The organism is Limnohabitans sp., from assembly GCF_031539175.1.
GTDB lineage: Bacteria > Pseudomonadota > Gammaproteobacteria > Burkholderiales > Burkholderiaceae_C > Limnohabitans.
The window spans coordinates 105,180-127,205 of record NZ_JAVKLQ010000018.1 but is presented as its reverse complement, the minus strand read 5'-3'; the positions used below and the strand labels follow the sequence as shown (position 1 = coordinate 127,205).

Here is a 22,026-nt window from a genome sequence, read left to right as displayed (position 1 = left end):
GCGATAGCAACGAGGGTTGTTGCCCTTTTTATTAAGCCCGCATGGCGGACCTCCGTAAATAAAGGTTCGCTGGCGATTGCGTTTCAAAATTCATAAGTCAATCAACTTATGAACTGTGGACACAAATGAACGCATGGATGCCCAGCACTGAAATCGCTGCGAATGAAGGTTTTTTTCACCAATCTCGCGTTCGTAGCGCACCCATCAAGTCGAGCATGACCTGCCTTGATGGACTTCCTAAATCATTAAAAATTTATCGAATTGCAGGTAGCAAGTATTGGCAGGTCCGGTTTTACAACCAAGGTCGATACATCACGCAAAGCCTGAAAACCACGTGCCCTGATGAAGCTAAAGCTTTTGCGCATTTGTTTTTCGAAAAGTTAAAAGCGGCTGGCTTACGTATAGGAAAAGTCGAAGTTTCATCCGCAACAACGGCTTTCCAAAATCAGCAGCTATTGCACGATTTAATGCAAGAGGTTTTGCATACAGAACTGCAAAAAGTACAGCGCGATCAAATCAAGCATGGCACGTATGTGATGACTCAAATCAGACTGGAAGGTTTGATTTTTGAATTTTTCAGCAGGCAAACACTGCATGAAATTGACGAGCGCGTTTTGGAGGATTTCATAGAATTTTTGACTCGTAAAAACCTAACCACGTCGACGATTCAAGGCTACATCGCACAAACAAGGAAAGTGTTGCGTTTGTTGAGCCGCAAGAAAATTCTTCCGGCGGTGCCATCATTTCCTGCGCTTAAATCGCAGCCTAACCCCAGAGGCGCATTCACACTGACTGAGTACAGTGCCATCTTGCGCAGGTCAAAAAAATTGAGAGACCATACCTATGTCGATTGGCGCAATGGACAGACGCCTTGGATCCGATCGGCTTATCACCAAATGCCAACAGAGATGAATTGGTTGATCCGATTTATGGTCTACACCTTTGTACGTCCGGGTGACATACGTCAAATCAAGAATAAGCACATAGAAGTTGTTCGTAACGGCTATTCGTATTTGCGATTGAACTTGCCAGAAGTCAAACGTCACAAAGCTGCGACGGTGAGTTTGCCCGCGGCAGTTCAAATTTATGCCACGCTGCTCAAGCACCAAAAATCTCAAGGTTACGGTCATCCTGATGACTATGTATTTTTTCCAGAGCTTCAAAACCGTCGCATGGTGATTGACATTGCAGGCTGGTGTTTGAACTGGATTTTGAAGGATCTTGGATTAAAGGCAGGGCCGCATGGGGTTGATCGTTCGTTGTACAGCCTGCGTCACACGGCCATCACGTTTCGTCTCATTTACGGTGGCAATATTGATTTGCTCACCTTGGCTCGTAACGCACGAACATCTGTCGAAATGATTGAAAAGTTTTATGCAAGCACTTTGTCTGCTGAAATGAACATAGCGCTACTTCATGGCAAGCGGCAGTAGTCGATAATCAAGCCGTGAAGCTCGCTAGGCCGTCGCTGGTGCAATCTGGGAAACCAGGCACTGGAGGAACGTCCGGACTGCGTAGGACAGCGTAAGAGGTAACACCTCTCCACCGTGAGGTGAGGATTAGAGCAACAGAGACGAGCCGATTTAGTTCGGGTGAAACGGGCAATCTCTACGCGCAGCAATACCAAGTAGGCCAACGCGGAGCGGCGCGGTTCGCCGCGTCTTTTCCAACTTGCGGTTCGCAGGTTGTTGGCGGGTAGGTAGCACCGAGCCGAGTGGGCAACCCTCGGCCCAGATTAATGACGGTCACGCCGTGGGCAACCACGGTGCACAGAATCCGGCGTATCGGCGAGCTTCACACTTTTCATGGGCCTCCACCGCAAAGGTGGTCGCTTGAGGCGAATCGGCTTGCAGCGTGACTTGGCCAGCTTTCAAACTCAACGATTGACCTGATGCCACAAAGTAGTCGGTTTCATCATGGGCCATCGTCACCCACAAACGACCGCTGATCACATGCAGTTGCATGTGGGCTTGGGCTTGCCAGGTTTGACATTGGCCTTGCGATAGGTAGTGCAGCAGTGACGACATAAACGCTCCTTGGTGCAACAACTGTCTGCGTTTTCATGTGACTTGCCCATCCACACAGTGGCGCGATTCGTACCATGGCAACTCGTGGTATAGCCCAACTGTTCGTCATCAAAAGGGTGCAATCTGTACTGGTTGAAATCAACTTGGGCCTAAATCTGTACGGCACAATTTTTTGACATGCCAAGCACTTTCAATGACCCCTCTCAGCCGCTGTACGCGCAAATTGCGCAGGGCATTGCGCAGCTGATTGACGGGCAAGTGTTCAAGTCGGGCAAGCGTTTGCCCTCGGTGCGCGAGGTGGCCGCGCAAAACACGGTGTCTGTGTCGACTGCCGTGCAGGCCTACCGTTGGCTTGAAGAGCGCAACCTGATCACCGCTAGGCCCAAGTCTGGCTACTACGTAGCCTCGCGCAGCAAAGGGCCGGCCTTGCCTGCTACCAGTCGTCCGCCTAAGTACAGCTTGCAGGTGGACAGCCAAAACCGTTCGGAGCAAATTGGCTTAGAAAACTTCCCCGGCCCCATCGTGAGCTTTGGCGGCACGTGCCCGAAAGACCCTGACTTTTTTGACGAAGCGCGTGTGCGTGCAGCGGTCAATCGGGCCACACGCGAACATCGCTTTAGCTTGGTGGCTTACACCGACTCATCGGGCACGCCTGCTTTGAAAGAAGCGGTGTCGCGCAGAGCCTTGCACTTGGGGTGCAGGCTACAGCCAGAAAACTTGGTGATTACCGCTAGTTGCATCAACGCCGTCAGCATGTGTTTGCGTGCGGTGACTAAGCCCGGTGATGTGGTGGCGTTGGAATCGCCCACGCATTTTGGTTTTCTCGATTTGATTGAGTCGCTGAATTTGCGGGCGCTTGAAATACCCACACACCCCAAAGATGGCATGTCGTTGTCAGCCTTGCAGCTGGCGCTAGACACCCAGCCCGTGAAGGCTGTGCTGAGTGTGCCCACGCTGTCAAACCCGCTGGGTGCGGTGATGAAAAATGCGGACAAAAAAGCCTTGGTGCAGATGATCACCAAGCACCAAGTGCCGTTGATTGAAGATGTGGTGTTCAACGACTTGTTGGCTTCAGACGAACGACGCAAAGCAGCCAAAGCCTATGACGTGGATGGCTGGGTGATGGTGTGTGGCTCGTTTTCCAAAACGCTCACGCCCGGTGTGCGCATGGGGTGGTGCGAAGCGGGGCGTTGGAAAGACAGTGTGATGCGTTTGAAAAGCGTGCACGGCATTCAAACCACCGATGTGCTGGAGCACGCTTTGGCCGAGTTGCTGACCCAAAGCAACTACGAGGCTCGCATGCGCAGGCTGAGTGGTTTTTTGCGTGAACGGCTAAAAGAAGCGCGCAGCATCATCAGTGAGTGTTTCCCCAGAGGCACACGCGTGAGCCGCCCCGCATCGGGCTATACCCTGTGGGTGGAGTTGCCAGAAACCTTCAACACCATGACGCTGTTTAAGCAGTGCATGGCTCAAGGTATCAGCTTTGGGCCCGGCGCATTGTTCACAGCTACAGACCGGTTTGACCATTGCTTGCGGTTAAGCTTCGCCGGCACATGGACTGATGTGGAGCGCCAAGCCTTGCGCAAAATTGGCGAAATTTCTAAGGGAGTCGTGTGAGTTCATATGAAATCCCTGTGGTGCACGAAACGGCACTCAGCAAGTCGATGGTGTTTTCAGACATCGACATCCAGAGCCGCATGAGCGTGGCGCGGCCCGACGAGCTGCAGTTTGAATACACGCGCCTGATGATGGGCGTGCTTCTCTTCCAACCTCAGCCCAAACGCATTTTGATGGTGGGCTTGGGCGGTGGCTCACTTGCCAAATTTTGTTACAAACATTTGCCCGACGCGCACATCACGGTGGTGGAGATCAACCCGCACGTCATTGCGCTGCGCCAAAGCTTTTGCATTCCCGATGACGATGCGCGCTTTCAAGTGGTGCAGATGGATGCCGCCGACTTCATGGCGCAGACCGAGCAGACCTTTGACGTGGTGTTTATTGACGGGTTCGATCCTCGCGGTATGCCTGAGCAACTGGGCTCCACCCCCTTTTATTCAGATTGCCACCGCGTGTTGACATCAGGTGGCGTGGCCGTGGCCAATTTGCATCGGTTTGGCAAATACCTCGATGTGTACGTGGACCGCATCTCGTCCGTATTTGAGGGTGATATTTGGGCCATCGATGCGCCGGGCACGACCAATTGCATCGTGTTTGCCGTGCGTGAGGCTGCGAAAGACAGGCCCCTCACGTTCAGCAGAAACAAACCAACTCACATGAGTCAAGCCATGTGGGATGAGGTGCTGCCCAGCGTGGCGCGGGTGTTTTTGGCGACGAAGTCGTCAGCCTAAGCCGCGAATACGCTCGACATGCGCCAACAACGAGCGCATGGCCACAGGCCACAACCGTGGTGGCACGTCGTCATAAGCCTGTTGTACCCAATCGTCCATGCTGCCGTTTGGGTGCTTTTGCATCACGCCCAAAATTTTGGCTTCACGTTTCAATCGGTGGTTTTTCAGGTGGGTGATGCAAGCCCGTGCATCGTGTGCTTCGTCCCACAGATTGCCCAGCACATAGCCGTGCGCAGGCAGGATGAATTCGATGCGGTTTTGCGCGCAGGCGGCGAGCAGTTGGTCGAGTGAGCTCAAGTAATCGGCCATGTTGCCGTCCGGCGGATCGATGACCGTGGTGCTGCCGTTGAGCACGTGGTCACCGCTGAACAATAGCCCATCTTCTTCAAGCACCAAACACAAATGATTGGCCGCATGGCCCGGCGTGTGCACCACACGCAGGGTGTGGGTGGTGCCGTGGCCTTGCAAGACCAACAACTCACCATTGGCCAATTCGCGGTCGGGCGTGAAGTTGCTGTGCGCCCGGGCCGTGGGCTGCGACGACAGGCCCAACACGGGCGGCGTGTGGCCGTGTTGCGCGCACAAGGCTTGCAGTGGCGCAGCGCCAGGGGAGTGGTCGGGGTGCGAATGGGTGCAGACGATGTAGCGAATGTGGCCACCTGCTGCGCGCCACAAACGGTCCAAGTGCTCAGGGTCGGCGGGGCCGGGGTCGATGGCGGCGTAGCCTGTGTCGGGGTCCCCCACCAAATAACTGTTGGTGCCGGGGCCGGTCATCACGCCAGGGTTGGGGGCGGTGAGGCGTTGCACGTTCTTCAACAGCAGCACCGGTTGGTCGCTTTGCCAGTCGAGGTGGTGGGCGATTTGGCCATCGGGGCAGGTGAGGGCGAGTTCGCCAAAAGGCGACTCATGCTCCATGTAGCGCACCTCTTGGCCAGCCAGCCAGCCAGCGCGTGGGCAACTGGTGAACCAAGGCTGCTCGCTGGCGCAGGCCGCCAGCACGCTGTCGACCGAGGCGTAATGCTGCAGGCGCTCCAGCGTGCGGATGGTGGGGAAGATGATGAAAAAGTCGCCCGCGGCATGACGGCTCAGCGCATCGGCAGGGCGCACCCACACGGGCTCGAACTGTTCTTGCTCGTCGGCCACGGGCGTTTGCGCGTCAGGCATGCGGGCGACCAAAAACGGCACGTCAAAGCGACGGGGCAGGTCACGGTCGGTGATCCAGTGCGCCAAGACAAACACCTCGTCGGCGGCCAAGGTCAGGCCGCGCGCCACGCATTGGGCCGCGAAGTTTTCGCCGGGGGCTTGGCGGTCCAGTGCCGCGATGTCTGCCGTGTTGGCCATTTGGCCGTTGGCGTGGCGGGCCAACAAGATGCCCAACTCTTCAAAACTTTCGCGAATGGCGGCGATGGCCTGCGTCAAATGCAAGTCGCTTTGTGTCGCGCGGCGTCGGGCGTGTGGGTGGGCTGCTTGGTCTGCGGCATCAATGCCGCCGCCCGGAAACACGTAGGCGCCGGGGGCAAAGCTGGCCGTGGCGGAGCGACGTGTCATTAACACCTCGACGCCGTTGGGGCCATCGCGCAGCAGCAACACGGTGGCAGCAGGGCGCACGGCAGCAGCGGTGCGGGCGGGGTGTAACAGTTGGGTAGAACGGGCCATGCTCAATTATGGGGAGGCTTCAACTTAGTGTTTACCCTTGCGTATAAGCCGCAAAGTTTGGAGGGCTGCGTTCACGAACAATTCTGCCTAAGACAAAACTCTCAGGAATTGAGCATGCAACGACGTACTTTTAAAACTGCTTTGGGCTGTGCCCTCACCTTGGCTGCGTTGTGCGCCCCCCAGTGGGCGGCGGCGCAGGCGTGGCCAACCAAGCAACCGATCAAGTTGGTGGCCGTGTTCCCGCCAGGCGGTTCGGTGGACCAAGTGGCGCGCATCATCGCGCAGCCACTGTCGTTGGCATTGGGGCAGAGCGTGATTGTGGAAAACCGTGGCGGCGCGTCAGGCGTCATTGGCACGGCGGCGGTGGTGCAAGCCCCAGCGGACGGTTACACCTTTGCGGTGGTGTTTGACACGCACGGTGTGAACCCCAGCCTCAACCCCAGCATGCCTTTTGACAGCAAGAAAGACTTGGTGCCACTGGTGCTGGTCGGCACCTCACCCATGGTGCTGGCCACCAACGTGAACTCAGAATACAAAACATTTGCCGACGTGATGGCTGCGGCGAAGGCCAAGAAGAACGTGAGTTTTGGCACGATTGGCAACGGCAGCTTGGGCCACTTGGCCATGGCGCTGTTGGGCAGAAACTCTGGCGCTGAATGGACGCATGTGCCCTACAAAGGCGGTGGCCCCTTGATGAGCGACGCGGTGGCCGGCCACGTGCCGCTTTCTATCGGTTCTGTGTTTGTGACCAAGCCGCACATCGACAGCGGTCGCATGCGTCCGTTGGCCGTGACGTCCAGCAAGCGTTCACCTGACCTGCCCAATGTGCCCACGGTGGCTGAAAACGGCTACCCCGGTTTTGAAGCGCCTGCTTGGTGGGCGGTGTTGGCCTCGTCCAAAGTGCCACCAGAGATCGTCAAGCGCATGAACGAAGAGCTCAACAAAGTGCTGAAAAATCCAGAAGTTGCCAAGAAGCTGGACGCTCAAGGCATTGACGTGACGGGCGGCAGCTCGACCCAAGCCAGTGCATTTATTGAGAAGCAAATGGACGTTTGGGCCAAAGTGGTGAAAGACAACAACATCAAAGTCGACTGAGCGGGCTTTCACCCGCACTGTGTCGCATCAACGGTGCGGCTCACCCTCAGGGGTGATTTGCAAGGCCACCAACAAGCGCGCCACCATGTTGTAGGTGGCGATGGCGGTGGTCAACTCCACCAGCTCGGTGGTGCTGAAACGGGCCTTCAACGCGTCAAACACGGCGTCTTGCACGGTCACGTCGCGGGTCATTTGCGCGGCGTATTGCACCACCAAGCGCTCCACCTCACCCAAAGCGGCGTCGGTGTTGGGCTGGCGTGCGTCGCCTTTCACCGCACGGTTCAGCGCGTCGAGTTCGGCTTGGGTGCCGCCTGCGGTTAAAAAATCGGGCGCGTGGTGGTGGTATTCATACTCAGCACCGGTCAACAAGGCCACCGTGCAAATGCCGAGTTCACACCGCTTGCGGCTGGTGGGTAGGCCGGTGCGCACGTTTTTCAAATACACATTCCAACCGCGTGCCACGGGCTCGCTCCACAGCAAGGCGCGGTCGAGGTTGATGAATTCGCCGCCGCGTCGCGCCAAAATGGCGTCGGTCAAGTCTTGGGGTTGTGGTTTTTGTTCGGGGGTCCAAGCGGGAATGCGCATGAGTTGGCCTTGTGTGGTGAGGTTGAAAGATGGCCGCGAGCATAGACGCACAAACGTGTAAATCTTGACCATTGCGTGACACGCGGTGTCCGATAATCGACGGATGCGAATTAGCTTCACCAAAATGCAGGGCGCAGGCAACGATTTTGTGGTCTTAGACGAGACCCGCGAGCGCCTGAACCTCACCCCTGCCCATTACCGTTTTTTGGCCGACCGCCACTTTGGCATCGGTGCCGACCAAATTTTGACCGTGCGTCCCGCGCCGCAGCCCGATGTGGACTTTGAATACGTGATTCACAACGCCGATGGCGGCGAAGTCGAGCAGTGCGGCAATGGCTCGCGCTGCTTTGTGCGCTTTGTGCGCGAACAAGGCTTGACCGACAAAACCACAGTGCGCGTCAAAGTGCACGGCGGCGTGATCACGCTGCAAGAAATGTCAGACGGCCAAGTGACCGTCGACATGGGCGCCCCTGTGTTTGACTTGCCCCAAGTGCCCTTTGCCCCTGAGTACGCCCAAGCCGTGGACGCACCGGCCACTGCCGCGCCATCTGACGACGTGTTGGCGTGGCAATTGCCGCTTAGCAACGGCGACAGCCCTCGCGTGGGCGTGGTCTCGATGGGCAACCCCCATGCCGTGCAAGTGGTGGCCGATGTGGACACTGCACCCGTGCTGACGCAAGGGCCGTTGATCGAGCACCATGCCGCTTTCCCCAAGCGCGTGAATGCAGGCTTTATGCAAGTGCTCCACCGTGGCGCGGTGCGCTTGCGCGTGTTTGAGCGCGGCGCAGGCGAAACCTTGGCCTGTGGCACGGGCGCTTGCGCAGCGGTTGTCACAGGCATTCGCTGGGGCTTGTTGGACCCGCGCGTCACGGTGCAGACCCACGGCGGTCAGCTCACCATCGAATGGCTGGGTGGCGACACTTCGGTGCGCATGACAGGCCCAGCCACCACCGTTTTTCGCGGCGAAATTACCCTTCCAGACACCTTATGACCCACGCCTCCATGAACCCCATCACCGAAGACGACATCGCCAATTTCTTGGTGAACACGCCTGATTTCTTTGACCGCCATGCCGAGTTGTTGGCCACCGTCAAACTGACCAGCCCCCATGGCCAACGCGCGGTGAGCTTGCAAGAGCGCCAAGCCGAAATGCTGCGCGAAAAAATCAAAGGGCTTGAGATGCGCATGATGGACATGATGCGTCACGGCACCGAAAACGAGGTGCTGATGGCGCATCTGCAGCGTTGGATCAAATCGCTGTTGATGAACCCCCATGCCGGCGACCTGCCGCGCGCCGTGGCCGAGGGCATTCAAAACGAATTTGCTGTCCCACAAGTGGCCATCAAGTTGTGGGACGTGGCCGAGCCATTTCAAATGGAGGCCTTTGCCGCTGGCGTGACCGACAGCGCCAAAGCGTTTGCGGCCGCGTTGATCACGCCTTATGTCGGCCCCAACCAAGCCTTTGAAGCCGTGACTTGGCTGGTCGAGCCCAGTGCCGCCCAATCGGTGGCGTTGATTGCACTGCGTGCGACGCGCGAACAAGACACCCCGCGCACCGCTGTTGAGCAACCCGTGGTGGGCTTGTTGGTGTTGGCTGCGCCCGACCCCGAGCGCTACTTTGCGGGCATGGGTACCGATTTCATCGAGCGTTTGGGCGACTTGGCCAGCGCGGCTTTGACCTCGCTGCGCTAAGCCCTGTGATGGATTGGGTGGCCCGCTACCTCGACCATGTGCGCTTTGAAAAGCGACTGGCTGAGCGCACGCTGGCGCTGTATACCCTCGATTTGCAAAAACTCAGCAGCTATGCCGAGCAATCGGGTGTGGCGCTCGATGTGGTGCAGAGCACGCACATCCGCCGCTGGGTGTCGCAGATGCATGCTGGGGGGCGCAGCGGGCGCGGCATTGCTTTGATTTTGTCGGGCTGGCGTGGTTTTTACGTGTGGATGGGCCGCGAAGGCTTGATCAGCGCCAACCCCGTGCAAGACATTCGCGCCCCCAAATCGCCCAAACCCTTGCCCAAAGCTTTGAGCGTGGATGACGCGGTGCAATTGGCCGAATTCACCCCCTCCACCGAGGAGAGCGACCCGTGGCTCAACGGCCGCGATGCGGCGATGGTGGAGTTGCTCTACGGCTGCGGCTTGCGTGTTGGCGAATTGGTGGGCTTGGATGTGCAGGCCAGCGCCACGGCGAAAGGGTGGATTGACTTAGAAAGCGGCGATGCCCATGTGTTGGGCAAAGGCAGCAAACGACGCAGCGTGCCTGTGGGCAGCAAGGCGTTAGCGGCTTTGCAGACGTGGATCGCCATGCGTGGGCAGGGCGTGACGCCTGTTGCGTCCGATCAAAGGGCCTTGTTCATTGGTCAGCGCGGCACACGCTTGACGGCTCAGGCGATTTGGCAGCGCTTGCGTCAGCGTAGCTTGCAAGCGGGTTTGTCGACACCCGTGCATCCGCACATGCTGCGGCACTCGTTTGCGAGCCATGTGTTGCAGTCCAGCAGCGATTTGCGGGCCGTGCAAGAGTTGTTGGGCCACGCGAACATCACCACCACGCAGGTGTACACGCGGCTGGACTTTCAGCATCTGGCGCAAGCGTATGACGCGGCGCATCCTCGGGCGCGCAAGAAGTAACGACAATACGCGCAATGAAATCGATCAAACTCAGAGAAGGCAAGGAGCGCTCCGCGCTGCGCCGCCACCCGTGGATTTTTGACAGCGCCATTGCCAAAGGCAGCGGCGATGCGGGCGAGACCGTTCGCGTTGAGGCGCATGACGGCAAATTCTTAGGCTGGGCGTCTTTTAGCCCCGCCTCCAAAATCCGCGCGCGCATTTGGAGTTTTGACGAAAGCCAGCGTATCGACGCCTCGTTCTTCAAAGCCTCCATCGCCCGCGCCATCGCGGCGCGCAGCCGTTTTGACATTCAAAGCAATGGCGTACGACTGATTCATGGCGAGTCCGATGGCTTGCCGGGCCTGATCGTCGATCGTTACGACGACATCTTGGTGGCTTCGTTTCTGTCGTGCGGCACCGAGCGTTGGAAGGCGGTGATTGCCGACGAACTGCTGGCGCAAACGGGCTTGACCCAACTGTACGAGCGCTCCGACTCGAACGTGCGCAAACTCGAAGGCTTGCCCGAAGTGACAGGCTGGCTGCGGGGCGAGGGCGCCACAGCGGTGGTGCTGCGTGAACACGATTGGCAGTTGTCGCTGGATGTGGCGGAAGGCCATAAAACTGGGTTTTACTTGGACCAACGCGACAGCCGCAAGAAGTTTGCCGACTACGCCAAGCGCTTGCAGTTTCAGCGCGTGCTCAATTGCTACTGTTACACCGGTGGCTTCACCGTGGCGGCGTTGGCCGGCGGTGCGGCACATGTGACCTCCATCGACTCGTCGGGACCGGCGATTGAGCTGGCCAAAGCCAACGTCGCGTTGAACGGTTTTGACGCCGCACGTACCACCATGATGGATGCCGATGTGAATGCGTCGTTGCGCGAGTTTTACAAGCAAGGCCAAATGTTTGATGCCATCGTGCTGGATCCGCCAAAGTTTGCCCCCTCAGCCGCGCATGCCGACCGTGCCGCACGGGCTTACAAAGACATCAACCGCTTGGCGTTCAAGATTCTGGCGCCGGGTGGCGTGCTGTTCACCTACAGCTGCTCAGGCGGCATCAGTGCTGATTTGTTCCACAAAATCGTGGCCTCGGCGGGCATAGATGCGCCTTGCGATGGCTACATCAGCGAGCGCATGCAAGGCGCCCCCGACCATCCGATGACCTTGACTTTTCCCGAGGGTGAATACCTGAAGGGTTTGGTGGTCGTCAAGGCGGCGGAGTTGGTTGAAAAAGCTGCTGCTGCCCCCATATCCAACGATTCAGTCTGATTTTTAGAAGGTTCTTTTATGTTGATCCCCGCCACCATCCTGACCGGCTTTTTGGGCTCGGGCAAAACCACCTTGCTCAAGCGTGTGCTGACCGAGGCCCACGGCCAAAAGATTGCCGTCATTGAAAACGAGTTTGGCGAAGAAAACATCGACAACGAGATCTTGGTGTCGGACACCAACGAGCAAATCATTCAGATGAACAACGGCTGCGTGTGCTGCACCATTCGCGAAGACTTGCGCACCACCTTGCAATTGCTGGCGGCTAAAAAGCGCAAAGGCTTGCTCAACTTTGACCGCGTGGTCATCGAGACCACCGGTTTGGCCGACCCAGGCCCTGTGGCGCAGACCTTTTTCATGGACGACGAGATTGCCGAAAGCTTTTTGCTGGACTCCATCTTGACCTTGGTCGACGCCAAGCATGCGGCTCAGCAACTCAACGACCGCCAAGAGGCGCGTCGCCAAGTGGGCTTTGCCGATCAAATCTTCATCAGCAAGGCTGATCTGGTGTCGCCTACAGAGTTGGATGCTTTGCAGCACCGTCTGAAGCACATGAACCCGCGCGCTCCCCAAAAAGTGGTGCATTTTGGCGAGGTGTCCTTGGCCGAGGTGTTTGACTTGCGGGGTTTCAACTTGAACGCCAAGCTCGACATCGATCCCGACTTCTTGTCGGACGACGACCATCACCACCATGACGGCGAGCATTGCGATCACCCCTCGCACAAGCATGACCACGCCCACCATGACCACGAACATGGTGAGCACTGCGACCATCCCTCACACGCGCACGATCATGACCATGGTCCCGGCCACCACCATCACCATGACGACGACGTCAAAAGCTTCGTTTTCAAGTCCAAGCGCCAATTCGACCCCGCCAAGTTGGAAGATTTCTTGGGCGCCATCGTCAACATCTACGGCCCCAAGATGCTGCGCTACAAAGGCGTGCTCAATATGAAGGGCACGGAGCGCAAGGTGATTTTCCAAGGCGTGCACCAGTTGATGGGCAGCGATTTGGGACCTGAGTGGGCCGAAGGCGAAGAGCGCCTCAGCAAAATGGTGTTCATCGGCATTGACTTACCGAAAGATATCTTGGTGCAAGGCTTAGAGCAGTCTTTAGTTTGATAAATGAATCAACGCTCAAAGTCTTGAAAAATGGGGTATGAGTTTGTGGCTACAATCCCGCGCGCCAGACCCAAGCTGTGACGCGACCGCCTTTTTGGACGCGTCACAGGGTTCCAACCCTCGCACACACCCGTGCGGTAAAGGCCTGCGAGGAGACCCTCTGTGAACGCTAAAGCCCGAAAATCCGCTTCTAAGAAGCCTGAAATTGCTAAAAAAGCAGTTAAAACCGGTGCATCGCCCAAAGCGGTTGCGAAAAAAGTAGTGAAAAAACCTGTCGCAAAGCCCGCGCCTGCGAAAGTGGTGAAAGCTGCTCAAACAGCCAAATCCACCAAAACGGCCGCAAAACCCACAGCAGTAGTCAAAAAGGCAGCGCCTGTCAAAGCGGCTGCTAAACCGGTGGCAAAGAAAGTGGCGGCTAAAGCAACGCCTGTGGCGAAGAAAGTGGCCGCCAAGCCTGTGGCTAAAGCGGTCGCTAAGCCGGCTGCAAAAACTTCGGCTAAAGCTGCACCTAAAGTGTCTGCCAAGGTGGTGGCTAAACCTGCTGCGAAAGTGGCAACCAAGGCCGCGGCTAAACCGGTTGTCAAAACACCTGCCAAAGCCCCCTTGAAATCAGCTGTCAAGCCGGTCGCTAAAAAAGCGGAGAAGGCACCTGCGGTGAAAGCAACAGCGAAGGCGGCTAAACCAGCGCTCGAGAAAAAACCGGCAGCGAAAGCGGCGCCCGTCAAGGCTGCGAAGGCTGAGAAATCAGCGGCGCCCAAAGCCGTCGTCGCCAAGCCAGAGAAACCAGTCAAACCACCTAAAGTAGCCAAGGCGCCTAAACCCGCCAAAGAACCTAAAGTCAAAGCCAAGGCTGTTGCGGCACCCATCGTGCATGTGGTGCCCATCATCCCTGGTTACACCCCCGTGGTGCACAAGAAAAACTCCAGAGCGGCCAAGATGGCGGCTCTGGTTCCTCCCCCGCCAGCTCAAGTGGTGGCGTCGAACGCCGCCAAATCTAGCTTCATGCCGATCTCGGCTCCTTTTGCCCCAACTATTGTTCCTGTGATACCTACCAAAGACGCCAAACTCGCCAACAACTGGAAAACCAAAACGGCTGAACAGCTCACAGATGCTGAAATCATTGCCATGCCAGACAGCGAGTACATGAATGACACGCAAATGGCGTTTTTCCGACTCAAGCTGGTCACCCTCAAAAATGAAGTGTTGAGCAACGCCAGCGAGACCACCGAGCATTTGCGCGAAGACACCGTGGTGGTGCCTGATCCAGCTGACCGCGCGACCATCGAAGAAGAGCACGCTTTAGAGTTGCGCACACGCGATCGCGAACGCAAATTGTTGAAGAAAATCGAGCAATCGATCCACCGCATTGACAGCGGCGACTACGGCTACTGTGACGAAACAGGCGAAGCCATTGGCGTTGGTCGTTTGTTGGCACGTCCCACGGCGACCTTGTCTTTGGAAGCGCAAGAGCGCCGCGAGATCAAACAACGGATGTTTGGGGATTGAGGATTTATCAGTTTTAATGATTTTTTGATCAGCAGGCCCGTTGGCCTGCTTTTTTTTTGCACCTCTGAGGTCTTGATAAGCCACTTTTACAGACCTTTCTAAGTGCTTCATTTATATAGTTTTTTAGGTTCGTAGGTAAATCTTAAAATCGTCGTAAGTCCTTGATTTCATTGAAAAAAATCCAAATACTGCTGGTCTTATCGAATTTTCCTGCTACAGTGCAAATAAGTGCAAATAAGTGGTGAAAAGTGCGTTTTGGCATTTGCTGCTTAAAAGCGTTATGTGTGTAGCCAAGGAAAAAGGTCGCTTTCGTGTTTCAGGGTGCTTCATCGCTGAGTCTTGACGCCAAAGGTCGTCTGTCGGTGCCAACGCGGCATCGCGACGTCTTGAGCGCAACTGCGGCTGGGCAACTCACGATCACACGCCATCCTCACGGCTGTTTGATGGTTTTTCCCCGCCCTGAGTGGGAGAAATTCCGCGAGCGCATTGCCGAGCTGCCCATGAGCGCTCAATGGTGGAAGCGTATTTTTTTGGGTAACGCCATGGATGCAGACATGGACGGCACCGGTCGCGTGTTGATCTCCCCAGAGTTGCGCACCGCAGCAGGTATCAGCAAAGACACCATGTTGCTGGGAATGGGCAATCACTTTGAACTTTGGGACAAGGCGACCTACGAGGCGCAAGAAGCCCAAGCCATGCAGGGGGAGATGCCTGATGTGTTCAAGGACTTCTCTTTTTAAAGGATAACGGTGGAACAGCCCTGGCAGCACACCACCGTCCTACTGCACGAAGCGGTCGATGCGCTCGACATTCAGCCGGACGGAACCTACGTAGACGCGACTTTTGGTCGTGGTGGGCACTCTCGCCTGATTTTGTCGAAGTTGTCGCCCAAGGGGCGATTGATTGCGTTTGACAAAGACCCTGACGCGATTGCGGCTGCGGCCCAAATTCAAGACCCACGTTTTTCAATTCGCCATCAAGGCTTCACCGATTTGGGGGAGTTGCCGGCGGGTAGCGTGGACGGTATTTTGATGGATTTGGGGGTGAGCTCACCCCAAATTGACAACCCCGCGCGCGGTTTCTCATTTCGATTTGAAGGTCCTTTGGACATGCGCATGGACACCACGCGTGGCCAAAGCGTGGCTGAGTGGCTGGCTGAGGCAGAGCTCCAACACATTGCGGAGGTGATACGTGAATATGGCGAAGAACGGTTTGCTTTACAGATTGCAAAGGCGATTGATGCTCGCCGACAAGAAGGGCGCTTGCCTACAAGCACCTCTGAATTGGCCCAACTCGTGGCTGACACGGTCAAAACCCGCGAGTCGGGTAAGAACCCTGCAACGCGCACATTTCAGGCTCTTCGGATTTTCATCAATGCCGAGCTTGAGGAGTTGCAACAAGCGCTAGAAGGTGCCTTGAAGGTCTTGCGTCCCAAGGGGCGTTTGGCCGTCATCAGTTTTCATTCGTTGGAAGACCGCATCGTCAAGCAATTCATCGTGAAGCATTCGAAAGAGGTGTACGACCGTCGTGCCCCGTTTGCAGTGCCCAAGGTGATGGCGTTCAAGCCGGTGGACCGCATCAAGCCCAGTGCTGAAGAGCTCAAAGGCAACCCACGTTCGGGCAGTGCCATCATGCGCGTGGCCGAGCGTTTGGGCGGCGAGCCGGAGGCTCAGTCATGAGCCGCGTGAGCTTGGTGTTGTTTTTGGCCGTCATGGCCAGTGCTTTTTATTTGGTGCGCACGCAGTATGAGTCGCGCTCGCTGACCACCGAGATTGACCGTGCCACCAGCGAAGCCCGTCGTTTGGAAATTGAGAACGACCGCTTGGATGTGGAGCGTCGCGCACAAGCGACGCCGCTGCGCGTTGAAAAGCTCGCGCGTGAGCAATTGCGCATGCGCACGATCACACCCGCCATCACGCAATACGCGGCCTTGCCCAGCAGCGCTGCCTCCGCTCAGGTGAAGCCATGATCAAGAGCAGTCGCAGCGTTCAATACAGCTCTAGCCCCTTGCTGGCTAGCAAGACGCCCATTTGGCGTAGCCAATTCATCGTGGCGTGTATTGCGTTGGGCTTCTTGGGTTTGGTGGCGCGTGCGGCCTATGTGCAGGTCATTGACAATGCATTTTTCAAGCGCCAAGGCACCGTTCGCTTTGTGCGCAATTTGGAGTTACCCGCCAATCGCGGTCGCATTTTGGACCGCAACGGGCACATCTTGGCTTCTAGCGTGCCGGTGCCCAGTATCTGGGCCAACCCCGAAGACATTGAGCGCGATCCGGTCAAGCTCAAGTCTTTGGCGAAGCTCTTGGACATGAGTTCTGCCGAGCTGGATAAAAAGCTCAAAGACGAAGACAAAATTTTTGTTTGGATCAAGCGTCAAGTCGACGAGTCCGTGGCCAAAGAAATTGAAGCGCTGAACATCAAGGGCGTTTACCTGCGTAAAGAGTACAAGCGCATTTATCCCGAGGGTGAGTCAGTGGCCCATGTGGTGGGTTTCACCAACGTCGAAAACTTGGGTCAAGAAGGTGTGGAGCTGACCTTCAACAAAGATTTAGGTGGCAAAGCAGGATCGCGCCGTGTGATCAAAGACCGCTTGGGCCGCGTGGTCGAAGACGTGGGCGAGATGGTGCCGCCGGTCGACGGGAGAGATTTGCAGCTCAGCATCGACAGCAAAGTTCAGTACTTTGCGTACGAAAAGATCAAAGAAACCGTGATTGCAAACAAAGCTGCCGCTGGCAGCGTTGTCGTTTTGGATGTGCAAACCGGCGAGATCTTGGCGCTCACCAATTACCCCAGCTACGCACCGGGTAAGCGTGGCAACTTAAGTGGCGCTCAGTTGCGCAACCGCGCACTGACAGATACGTTTGAACCGGGCTCGACCATGAAGCCCTTGGTGATTGGCTTGGCCTTGGAAAAAGGCGTTGTGAAGCCAGAGACCATGATCCAAACTGCACCGGGCCGTTTGCAAATGGGCACGGCCACCATCACCGATTCGCATCCACATGGCATGCTCAGTGTGAATGAGGTGATTCAAAAATCCAGCAACGTCGGCACAGTCAAGATTGCCATGCAAATGCAGCCCCACGACATGTGGGAGATCTTCACGCAAATGGGATTGGGGCAAAAGCCCCAAGTGCCATTTCCGGGGGCGGTGTCTGGCAAGGTTCGCGCTTACAAAACATGGCGTCCGATTGAGCAAGCCACCATGAGCTACGGCTACGGTTTGTCGGCCAGTTTGTTTCAACTCGCGCAGGCTTACACCGTGTTTGCACACGATGGCGAGTTGTTGCCCGTCAGCTTGGTCAAGATTCAGCAACCTGCGGCGGGTGCGCGCGTGTTGTCGAGCAAAAACGCCGCAGCCATTCTCAATATGCTGCACATGGTGACAGGTCCAGGTGGCACCGCGGTCAAGGCGCAGACCATGGGCTACTCCGTCGGTGGCAAAACCGGTACCGCTCATAAGGTCGAAGGCAAGGGTTACGCGGGTAAAAAATACCGCGGCTTTTTCGTGGGCATTGCCCCCATTGAAAACCCACGCATCGTGGTGGCCGTGATGGTCGATGAGCCGACCAATGGCTTGTATTTTGGTGGCGATGTGGCCGCACCTGTGTTTAGCCAAACCGTGCAGCAAACGCTGCGTTTGATGGGCGTGCAGCCAGATATGGCCGTCAAGCCTCAAGTGTTCACGCAAGTGGAAAAGGAGTCCTTCTGATGAAGCGACTTCACACCCATCAAGAAGCCGCGCAATGGTTGCATGCGCGCGTGCGCGGTGTGTTGCATACCGACAGCCGCCGTGTGCAATCGGGTGATGGTTTTGTGGCTTGGCCCGGCGGTGTGACCGATGGCCGTGCCTATGTGGCCCAAGCTTTGCAGCAAGGCGCAAGTGCGTGTTTGGTCGAGTACCAAGGCGCCGATCAGTTTGATTGGCCCACATCGGCTGACAACGCGATTGCGGCCTACGACGGTTTGAAGGCGGCCAGTGGCCCCATTGCGGCGGCTTATTACGAGCAGCCCAGCCAAGCGCTCGACGTGGTGGCTATTACAGGCACCAATGGCAAAACCTCCACTGCGTGGTGGCTGGCGCATGCCTTGAGCCAAGTGGGGCAGCGTTGTGCCATGGTGGGCACCTTGGGTGTGGGTGAAGTGCATGCCCTCGAATACACCGGCATGACCACGCCCGATCCCGTGTTGCTGCAAGCCCGCTTGCGCGACATGGTGACGGCCGGCGTGGATGCCTGCGCCATTGAAGCCTCGTCCATCGGTCTGGTCGAGTACCGTTTAGACGGCACCCAAGTGCGCGTCGCCATGTTCACCAATTTCACCCAAGACCATTTGGACTACCACGGTGACATGGCCAGTTACTGGCAGGCCAAATCTGCGTTGTTTAATTGGGCAGGTTTGCAAGCGGCCGTCGTCAATGTAGACGACGCTCAAGGCGCGATCTTGGCTGCGCAACTGAAAACTGCTGGCCAACACAGCGTGTGGACGGTGTCGTGTGATGCGTCCATCGCTCAGCGTCTGTCTGCGTCACCCGCACAACATGTGCACGCCTGCAATATCACACACGGACACTTGGGGCTGAGTTTTGATGTGGTGGAGGGGGCTTACTCGCTCCACCTCGACACCCGCTTGGTCGGGCTCTACAACATCAGCAACGTGCTCGGTGTGTTGGCTTGCTTGCGGGCCATGGGCCACAGTTTGGCCGATGCCGTTCGGGCATGCGCCGATTTGCCCGCCGTGCCAGGCCGTATGCAAGCCTTAACGGCTGACGGCGCGCCCTTGGTGATTGTTGATTACGCCCATACCCCAGACGCTGTGGCACAAGCCGTCAACGCCTTGTTGCCACTGGCGCAATCGCGTGGTGGCGAAGTCACCTGTGTGTTGGGTTGCGGTGGCGACCGCGATGCGGCCAAACGTCCTTCCATGGCGGCTGCCGCTGAGCAATTCGCGCAGCATGTGGTGCTGACCAGCGATAACCCGCGCAGCGAAAACCCACAAACGATTTTGAACAGCATGTTGATCGGTTTGCAGCACGCTGAACGCGCCACCGTCATCGTTGACCGTGCCCAAGCCATTGCACAGGCTGTGGCCAGCGCCAAGCCTCAAGACGTGGTGTTGATTGCAGGCAAAGGCCATGAAGATTACCAAGAAGTGATGGGCGTCAAATACCCGTTCAGCGATGTGGCCCATGCCCAAGCCGCTTTGGCGCAAAGGAGTGTCCATGTCTGACATGAACCTCCGTTTGCAGCAGATTCAAGCTTGGCTGACCGGCGCCCAGTTGGTGGGTGATGCGCAGCACGTGGTCCATCGCGTGCACACCGACACCCGTACTTTGCAGCATGGCGATTTGTTCGTGGCCCTCAAAGGCGAACGCTTTGATGCCAACGATTTCTTGGCCGATGCCGCAGCCCAAGGCGCCAGTGCTGCGCTGGCGCACCACGGTTTAGCGGCGGCCCAGCTGGGGGGCATTGAAGTGCCCGATACGCGTGTGGCCTTGGGGCAGTTGGCGGCAGGCTGGCGCGCTCAGTTTGCTTTGCCCGTGATTGCTGTGACAGGCAGCAATGGCAAAACCACCGTCACCCAAATGATCGCCAGCATCTTGCGTGCTGACGTGGGTGACGCCGCGTTGGCCACACAGGGCAACTTGAACAACGACATTGGCGTGCCCCAAACCTTGCTGCGTTTGCGCGCCCATCACCGCCTTGCGGTGGTGGAGTTGGGTATGAACCACCCCGGGGAAATCGCTGGCTTAGCCGCGATGACTCAAGCCACGGTGGCATTGGTGAACAACGCCCAACGCGAGCACCAAGAGTTCATGGCCACGGTCGAGGCGGTGGCCCAAGAAAACGGTGAAGTGCTCAAAGCCTTGTCTGCAGATGGTGTGGCGGTTTTTCCTGCCAACGACACGTACTCCGACTTGTGGCAAACCTTGGCGGCTGAGCGCCGTTGCCTGCGCTTTTCAAACCAAGTGCTGGCAGCAGGTGAGGCACCGGCTGAGGTCCAGTTGTTGCAAGCTGACTGGCACCAAGACCATTGGATGGTTCGCGCCCAGACGCCTGTTGGCGAGTTGGCTATTCAACTTCGTATTGCCGGTCGTCACAACGTGGGCAATGCCTTGGCGGCGGCAGCCTGTGCTTTGGCTGCGGGTGTCCCGCTGGCCAAAGTGGCGGAAGGTTTGACCCGCTTCGAACCCGTCAAAGGCCGTTCGCGTGCGTTTGATATTCAATGCCAAGGCCATGCCATCACCGTGGTCGACGACACCTACAACGCCAACCCAGACTCGGTCCGCGCTGCGATTGACGTGTTGGCCGAGTTGCCACAACCCCGTCTGTTGGTGTTGGGCGACATGGGCGAAGTGGGCGATCAAGGTCCCGAGTTTCACCAAGAAGTCGGCGTGCATGCCTTACATAGCGGCATCGAGCACGTCCTGTGCTTGGGCGACTTGGCCGCGCACAGCGCACAAGCGTGTGGCCCACGCGCCCAACACTTTGCCGACATCGACAGCATCAATGCCAAGGTGCTGATGTTGTTGCCTCGCGTGGGCAGCGTGTTGGTCAAAGGTTCACGATTCATGAAGATGGAGCGGGTGGTGGATGCCATCACTGCTGCACAAGACCCCAAAAAGGAACACACGCCATGCTGCTGATGTTGGCCCAATGGCTGCAAACTCTGTCGCCCGATTTCGGGTATTTCCGCGTTTTCCAATACCTCACTTTCCGTGCGGTGATGGCCGCGTTGACGGCGCTGTTGATTGGATTGATGGCCGGTCCCGCCGTGATCCGTCGTTTGGCGGCACTGAAGATCGGCCAGCCGATCCGCGAATACGCCATGCAAACGCATTTGGCCAAGAGCGGTACCCCGACCATGGGTGGGGTGTTGATTTTGATTGGCATCGCGGTGTCCACCTTGTTGTGGGCTGATTTGTCCAACCGTTTTGTGTGGATCGTGATGATCGTCACATTCGGCTTTGGCGCCGTCGGTTGGGCGGATGATTGGCGCAAAGTGGTCAACAAAGACCCAGAGGGCATGCCCTCGCGTGAAAAGTACCTGTGGCAATCGGCCATTGGTTTGCTCGCGGCCTTGTATCTGGTGTTCAGCATCTCCGAGAGCAGCAACTTGCGCGTGTTGGAGTTGTTCTACTCGTGGGTGAAGTCGGGTTTTGATGTGAACTTGCCGCCTAAAGCAGGCTTGCTCTTGCCCTTCATCAAAGAAGTCAGCTACCCGTTGGGCGTGTTTGGTTTTGTCATCATGACCTACTTGGTCATCGTGGGTTCTAGCAATGCCGTCAACTTGACCGATGGTTTGGATGGCTTGGCCATCATGCCCGTGGTGATGGTTGGGTCAGCTTTGGGCGTGTTTGCCTACGTCACGGGCAGCTCGGTCTACTCCAAATATTTGCTGTTCCCCTACATTCCTGGCTCTGGCGAGTTGATGGTGTTTTGCGCGGCGATGGCCGGTGCCGGCTTGGCCTTTTTGTGGTTCAACACCCATCCCGCACAAGTCTTCATGGGTGATGTGGGTGCATTGGCGCTCGGTGGTGCCTTGGGCACGGTGGCAGTGATCGTGCGTCAAGAAATTGTGCTGGCCATCATGGGCGGCATCTTTGTGGTCGAAGCCCTGTCGGTCATGGTGCAAGTCACGTACTTCAAATACACCAAGAAGAAATTTGGTGAAGGCCGCCGCATTTTGAAAATGGCACCTTTGCACCACCACTTCGAGAAAAGTGGCTGGAAAGAAACCCAAGTCACCGTGCGTTTTTGGATCATCACCATGCTGCTGTGCTTGGTGGGTTTGTCGACCTTGAAGCTGAGATAAGA

General features: G+C 57.0%; 19 protein-coding genes, 1 other RNA gene and 1 pseudogene. 18 read left to right on the top strand and 3 right to left on the bottom strand.

Annotation, left to right across the window (positions count from 1 at the left end; translation table 11 throughout):
- Positions 1–137 precede the first annotated feature (137 nt).
- Together RMS95_RS03585 and rnpB are read left to right on the top strand one after the other, a co-directional pair.
- Complete coding sequence (locus RMS95_RS03585; RefSeq protein WP_310643662.1) at positions 138–1,433, top strand: phage integrase SAM-like domain-containing protein; 1,296 nt, start codon at positions 138–140, stop codon at positions 1,431–1,433.
- A gap of 16 nt (positions 1,434–1,449) precedes the next feature.
- Positions 1,450–1,800, top strand: an RNA gene (gene rnpB / locus RMS95_RS03580) — RNase P RNA component class A.
- Between the two features lie 68 nt (positions 1,801–1,868).
- On the opposite strand, the pseudogene RMS95_RS15810 reads toward rnpB, so the two are convergent.
- A pseudogene (locus RMS95_RS15810) lies at positions 1,869–2,027 on the bottom strand (DUF2917 domain-containing protein); the annotation flags it as partial.
- Between the two features lie 177 nt (positions 2,028–2,204).
- On the opposite strand from RMS95_RS15810, the gene RMS95_RS03575 reads away from it, so the two are divergent.
- Positions 2,205–3,644 carry a PLP-dependent aminotransferase family protein gene (locus RMS95_RS03575; RefSeq protein WP_310643660.1) on the top strand — a complete coding sequence of 480 codons (1,440 nt, stop codon included), beginning with the start codon at positions 2,205–2,207 and terminating at the stop codon, positions 3,642–3,644.
- Positions 3,641–4,375, top strand: coding sequence for a fused MFS/spermidine synthase (locus RMS95_RS03570; protein WP_310643658.1), 735 nt, complete (start codon positions 3,641–3,643; stop codon positions 4,373–4,375). Before RMS95_RS03575 ends, RMS95_RS03570 begins: the two co-directional genes overlap by 4 nt.
- Here RMS95_RS03570 and RMS95_RS03565 read toward each other — a convergent pair.
- A complete protein-coding gene (locus RMS95_RS03565) occupies positions 4,367–6,031 on the bottom strand; it encodes an MBL fold metallo-hydrolase (protein WP_310643657.1) in 1,665 nt (554 codons plus the stop codon). The genes RMS95_RS03570 and RMS95_RS03565 overlap by 9 nt on opposite strands.
- 114 nt (positions 6,032–6,145) lie before the next feature.
- Here RMS95_RS03565 and RMS95_RS03560 point away from each other — a divergent pair, with 114 nt between their 5' ends.
- Positions 6,146–7,126, top strand: coding sequence for a tripartite tricarboxylate transporter substrate binding protein (locus tag RMS95_RS03560; protein ID WP_310643655.1), 981 nt, complete (start codon positions 6,146–6,148; stop codon positions 7,124–7,126).
- 27 nt (positions 7,127–7,153) lie between these two features.
- Here RMS95_RS03560 and RMS95_RS03555 read toward each other — a convergent pair whose 3' ends face one another.
- Entirely contained in the window at positions 7,154–7,711 is a 558-nt protein-coding gene (locus tag RMS95_RS03555) for a carboxymuconolactone decarboxylase family protein (RefSeq protein WP_310643654.1), read from the bottom strand.
- A 103-nt stretch (positions 7,712–7,814) separates the two neighbouring features.
- Here RMS95_RS03555 and dapF point away from each other — a divergent pair, with 103 nt between their 5' ends.
- The 13 genes from dapF (at position 7,815) to mraY (ending at position 22,024) form a co-directional block, all read left to right on the top strand.
- Positions 7,815–8,702: a diaminopimelate epimerase gene (gene dapF, locus RMS95_RS03550; protein ID WP_310643652.1), complete on the top strand. Its 888-nt coding sequence runs from the start codon at positions 7,815–7,817 to the stop codon at positions 8,700–8,702.
- Positions 8,699–9,403 carry a DUF484 family protein gene (locus tag RMS95_RS03545; protein ID WP_310643650.1) on the top strand — a complete coding sequence of 235 codons (705 nt, stop codon included), beginning with the start codon at positions 8,699–8,701 and terminating at the stop codon, positions 9,401–9,403. Before dapF ends, RMS95_RS03545 begins: the two co-directional genes overlap by 4 nt.
- Before the next feature lie 8 nt (positions 9,404–9,411).
- Entirely contained in the window at positions 9,412–10,338 is a 927-nt protein-coding gene (locus tag RMS95_RS03540) for a tyrosine recombinase XerC (protein ID WP_310643648.1), read from the top strand.
- Positions 10,339–10,352: 14 nt separating this feature from the next.
- Complete coding sequence (locus RMS95_RS03535; RefSeq protein ID WP_310643646.1) at positions 10,353–11,585, top strand: class I SAM-dependent methyltransferase; 1,233 nt, start codon at positions 10,353–10,355, stop codon at positions 11,583–11,585.
- 18 nt (positions 11,586–11,603) lie between these two features.
- Positions 11,604–12,707: a GTP-binding protein gene (locus RMS95_RS03530; RefSeq protein WP_310643644.1), complete on the top strand. Its 1,104-nt coding sequence runs from the start codon at positions 11,604–11,606 to the stop codon at positions 12,705–12,707.
- 654 nt (positions 12,708–13,361) lie between these two features.
- Positions 13,362–14,213 carry an RNA polymerase-binding protein DksA gene (gene dksA / locus RMS95_RS15805; protein ID WP_405023355.1) on the top strand — a complete coding sequence of 284 codons (852 nt, stop codon included), beginning with the start codon at positions 13,362–13,364 and terminating at the stop codon, positions 14,211–14,213.
- A 311-nt stretch (positions 14,214–14,524) separates the two neighbouring features.
- On the top strand, positions 14,525–14,953 hold the full coding sequence (mraZ, locus tag RMS95_RS03520) for a division/cell wall cluster transcriptional repressor MraZ (protein ID WP_104799933.1): 429 nt from the start codon (positions 14,525–14,527) through the stop codon (positions 14,951–14,953).
- A 9-nt stretch (positions 14,954–14,962) separates the two neighbouring features.
- Positions 14,963–15,892 (top strand): 16S rRNA (cytosine(1402)-N(4))-methyltransferase RsmH, encoded by a 930-nt coding sequence (gene rsmH, locus RMS95_RS03515; RefSeq protein WP_310643637.1) that lies wholly within the window; start codon positions 14,963–14,965, stop codon positions 15,890–15,892.
- A complete protein-coding gene (gene ftsL, locus RMS95_RS03510) occupies positions 15,889–16,182 on the top strand; it encodes a cell division protein FtsL (protein WP_104799931.1) in 294 nt (97 codons plus the stop codon). The genes rsmH and ftsL overlap by 4 nt, the downstream gene beginning before the upstream one ends.
- Complete coding sequence (locus tag RMS95_RS03505; RefSeq protein ID WP_310643636.1) at positions 16,179–17,921, top strand: penicillin-binding protein 2; 1,743 nt, start codon at positions 16,179–16,181, stop codon at positions 17,919–17,921. The genes ftsL and RMS95_RS03505 overlap by 4 nt, the downstream gene beginning before the upstream one ends.
- Entirely contained in the window at positions 17,921–19,438 is a 1,518-nt protein-coding gene (locus RMS95_RS03500) for a UDP-N-acetylmuramoyl-L-alanyl-D-glutamate--2,6-diaminopimelate ligase (RefSeq protein ID WP_310643635.1), read from the top strand. The genes RMS95_RS03505 and RMS95_RS03500 overlap by 1 nt, the downstream gene beginning before the upstream one ends.
- Positions 19,431–20,855, top strand: coding sequence for a UDP-N-acetylmuramoyl-tripeptide--D-alanyl-D-alanine ligase (murF, locus tag RMS95_RS03495; RefSeq protein ID WP_310643633.1), 1,425 nt, complete (start codon positions 19,431–19,433; stop codon positions 20,853–20,855). Before RMS95_RS03500 ends, murF begins: the two co-directional genes overlap by 8 nt.
- On the top strand, positions 20,846–22,024 hold the full coding sequence (mraY, locus tag RMS95_RS03490) for a phospho-N-acetylmuramoyl-pentapeptide-transferase (protein ID WP_310643631.1): 1,179 nt from the start codon (positions 20,846–20,848) through the stop codon (positions 22,022–22,024). Before murF ends, mraY begins: the two co-directional genes overlap by 10 nt.
- The last annotated feature ends 2 nt before the right edge of the window (positions 22,025–22,026 follow it).

What these genes read in the sequence shown, in the direction of transcription:
- RMS95_RS03545 (WP_310643650.1), top strand. Translation starts at nt 8,699, where the DNA reads ATGACCCACGCCTCCATGAACCCCATCACCGAAGACGACATCGCCAAT.
- RMS95_RS03585 (WP_310643662.1), top strand. Translation starts at nt 138, where the DNA reads ATGCCCAGCACTGAAATCGCTGCGAATGAAGGTTTTTTTCACCAATCT.
- murF (WP_310643633.1), top strand. Translation starts at nt 19,431, where the DNA reads ATGTCTGACATGAACCTCCGTTTGCAGCAGATTCAAGCTTGGCTGACC.
- RMS95_RS03575 (WP_310643660.1), top strand. Translation starts at nt 2,205, where the DNA reads ATGCCAAGCACTTTCAATGACCCCTCTCAGCCGCTGTACGCGCAAATT.
- RMS95_RS03540 (WP_310643648.1), top strand. Translation starts at nt 9,412, where the DNA reads ATGGATTGGGTGGCCCGCTACCTCGACCATGTGCGCTTTGAAAAGCGA.
- RMS95_RS03530 (WP_310643644.1), top strand. Translation starts at nt 11,604, where the DNA reads ATGTTGATCCCCGCCACCATCCTGACCGGCTTTTTGGGCTCGGGCAAA.
- RMS95_RS03535 (WP_310643646.1), top strand. Translation starts at nt 10,353, where the DNA reads ATGAAATCGATCAAACTCAGAGAAGGCAAGGAGCGCTCCGCGCTGCGC.
- RMS95_RS03505 (WP_310643636.1), top strand. Translation starts at nt 16,179, where the DNA reads ATGATCAAGAGCAGTCGCAGCGTTCAATACAGCTCTAGCCCCTTGCTG.
- RMS95_RS03500 (WP_310643635.1), top strand. Translation starts at nt 17,921, where the DNA reads ATGAAGCGACTTCACACCCATCAAGAAGCCGCGCAATGGTTGCATGCG.
- dapF (WP_310643652.1), top strand. Translation starts at nt 7,815, where the DNA reads ATGCGAATTAGCTTCACCAAAATGCAGGGCGCAGGCAACGATTTTGTG.
- mraY (WP_310643631.1), top strand. Translation starts at nt 20,846, where the DNA reads ATGCTGCTGATGTTGGCCCAATGGCTGCAAACTCTGTCGCCCGATTTC.
- RMS95_RS03555 (WP_310643654.1), bottom strand. Translation starts at nt 7,711, where the DNA reads ATGCGCATTCCCGCTTGGACCCCCGAACAAAAACCACAACCCCAAGAC.
- RMS95_RS03560 (WP_310643655.1), top strand. Translation starts at nt 6,146, where the DNA reads ATGCAACGACGTACTTTTAAAACTGCTTTGGGCTGTGCCCTCACCTTG.
- ftsL (WP_104799931.1), top strand. Translation starts at nt 15,889, where the DNA reads ATGAGCCGCGTGAGCTTGGTGTTGTTTTTGGCCGTCATGGCCAGTGCT.
- RMS95_RS03565 (WP_310643657.1), bottom strand. Translation starts at nt 6,031, where the DNA reads ATGGCCCGTTCTACCCAACTGTTACACCCCGCCCGCACCGCTGCTGCC.